Annotated in this window: 3 protein-coding genes; 2 read left to right on the forward strand and 1 reads right to left on the reverse strand. The window is 43.8% G+C overall.

What is annotated here, in order from left to right; all coding sequences use genetic code 11:
* Window positions 1–105 precede the first annotated feature (105 nt).
* A complete protein-coding gene (locus IQ246_RS29355) occupies window positions 106–534 on the reverse strand; it encodes a hypothetical protein (RefSeq protein WP_194006799.1) in 429 nt (142 codons plus the stop codon).
* Window positions 535–893: 359 nt separating this feature from the next.
* Between IQ246_RS29355 and psbQ the strand changes: the two genes are divergently transcribed.
* Complete coding sequence (gene psbQ / locus IQ246_RS29360) at window positions 894–1,355, forward strand: photosystem II protein PsbQ (RefSeq protein ID WP_194006800.1); 462 nt, start codon at window positions 894–896, stop codon at window positions 1,353–1,355.
* A 95-nt stretch (window positions 1,356–1,450) separates the two neighbouring features.
* On the forward strand, window positions 1,451–2,557 hold the full coding sequence (locus IQ246_RS29365) for an FAD-binding oxidoreductase (RefSeq protein ID WP_194006801.1): 1,107 nt from the start codon (window positions 1,451–1,453) through the stop codon (window positions 2,555–2,557).
* The last annotated feature ends 9 nt before the right edge of the window (window positions 2,558–2,566 follow it).

A 2,566-nucleotide genomic window follows, 5' to 3' on the forward strand; every position in this document is an offset into this window, starting at 1 on the left:
AATCCCCAAAACCAACGCCACAATCTGCTTAACTCTTCGATTTTCAATTTTGGAGTGTAAAGCTTGTGACTCACTTATCCTGAGTTACTTTGTCATGCGTTTAGTCTAAACTCCAGTACAATTAAAAACTTCTAAAATCTGTCGGCAAATCTGTTTGAGCTTATCCTCGATTTCGCCAGAAGGCGAAGATGTGCCCACAACACTCCAGTTTTCTACCGTAGAAAGTCGCCACGCCTCGCCGCGATGGTCAAATCCAGCTACCTCAACGCCGATCGCACGCCGTGAATCGTTGATGGGATCTTGATAAAATCGGATTTGAATCAAAATACTGCGACTTCGCCAAGATTTGCTGATACCAGGAAAGTGAAAGCCGATGTCTATAGAATCTGGATCAACCAACTCCCTGGTTTCAGGGTCATTCTTCCAAGGTTTGAGATCAGATTTGGCATCGGGGAATTCCAATTTGAACAAATTAACTACCGTAGCAATTTTGCTGGCGAGTTCAAGGTTAGTTGCCTGTTCAGCTGCGTTCACGAAAAAACACTCCTATATTGCGTCGGCGTCTGGAGAATGCGAATACAAAAAAACCGCCAGAATGCTTGTATTGCCAGTGTTCCAGATTATCAATACCTATAATATTTAGCAACTCTAAATCTTGCTTTCCTAACAATTATTATTTACCAATAGATGCCAAAAATTGCTTATTGTTGTGACTGAGTAACACCTATTAAGTAATTGTACTTAAAAATTTCCCAATAGCCGATGCAACTCCACCATTTATGGAAAATATGAGGATTTTGTAGAAAATCCTTTGTTGGCAAGAAGGATAAATTGCGCCAGCGATCTAAAATTACACTGTTAATCGGTAAACAAAAAGCAAATAAATTCAGTGTATGGTGCGTCAACGCTCGATTTTGTCAATGATTCTGGTATTATTGGCCACATTTCTCATTAGTTGTGGCGGCCCTGGTGTTGCAGTGGCACCTCCAACCTACACAGCATCGCAACTTGAGAAGATTCAGACTTATGTTCCCGAAATTCAGACTGTGCGCGATCGCTCAGAAGAACTGAAAAACCTAATCCAAACAAAAGATTGGATTGACGTGAGTAACTTTATACATGGCCCCATAACAGAAGCAAGGCTGAGTATGACTTATATCACTCCCAACCTTCTACCCAAAGACCAACCCATAGCACGTCAAATAACGCGAGATTTTTTTAACCACCTGGTTAAAATCGACAAAGCTGCTAATACTAGGAATACTCAGGTAGCCTTGAGTGACTCCCAAGCGGCTTTCGCAGATATTGACAAATTCCTCCAGTTGCTTCCTCAAACGAGCAGTCAGGTTGAGTAATGAGTGCTGAGTGTTGAGTGGGGGAGTGGGGGAGTAATTTTAAATTTTTGTTCCCCCATTCTCCCCATCCCCCCATCTTTACCCCAAAAACAGTCATGAATATAGTTATCATCGGTTGTGGCGTAGTTGGGGCTGCGATCGCCTATGAACTGAGTCAAGTTAAAGGGATCAAAATCACAGTTTTTGACCAACAACCACCTGCCCAAGCTTCTACAGGCGCTGCACTTGGCGTTTTGATGGGTGTGATTAGCCATAAAATCAAGGGTAAAGCTTGGCAGATGCGACAAACTAGTATCCAACGCTATGAAACCTTGGTTCCAGAACTAGAAGCCATAACAGCTCGCAAAATCTCTTTCAACCGCCAGGGGATTCTCAGTCTTTGCTTGGAAGAAGAAAATTTTCCAGCATGGGAAAAGCTAGTAGAAATTCGTGATTCTCAAGGCTGGCATCTGGAAATTTGGGACGCTGTTAAACTCAAAAATATCTGTCCTCAAGTCAATAATCCAAAAATTACTGGCGCTGTCTATTCTCCTCAAGACCGCCAACTTGATCCAACTGCCTTGACATTAGCTTTAGTTGAGGCTGCCCAACATAACGGTGTAACTTTTCAATTTGGCGTCACCGTTTTGGATGCGCCAACGCCATTCCTTGAGTCTTCCCCCAAAGTTTGCAAGCAACTTGAGACTACAGCAGGAAAAATAACAGCAGATTGGTTTGTAATTGCAGCTGGATTGGGTTCAACGCCACTAACGGCAAAATTGAACCAAATGGTCGATATCCGCCCTGTGTTGGGGCAAGCATTGCAAGTACGTTTAGATCATCCATTGGGAAACCCCGACTTTCAGCCAGTGATCAATGGTAATGATGTCCATATCGTGCGTGTGATTAATGGAGACTACTGGGTAGGTGCAACAGTTGAGTTTCCTAGCAATGGCAATGAAATAGCGCCAAATCAAAAACTCCTGGAGTCTGTTCGAGAACAAGCGATCGCTTTTTGCCCAGAGTTAGCAGCAGCAAGTATCATCCGCACTTGGTCAGGGTTACGTCCCCGTCCCGAAGCACGCCCAGCACCCGTTATCGGTAAGCTACCAGGATTTAATAATGTCATCCTTGCCACCGGACACTATCGCAACGGCGTTTTACTAGCACCTGCCACAGCTCATGCAATTCGTGAGATGATTATTTCTCAGGGTGGGGCATAGGTTATGGGG

It is taken from the genome of aff. Roholtiella sp. LEGE 12411 (genome assembly GCF_015206995.1).
Lineage (GTDB): Bacteria > Cyanobacteriota > Cyanobacteriia > Cyanobacteriales > Nostocaceae > Komarekiella.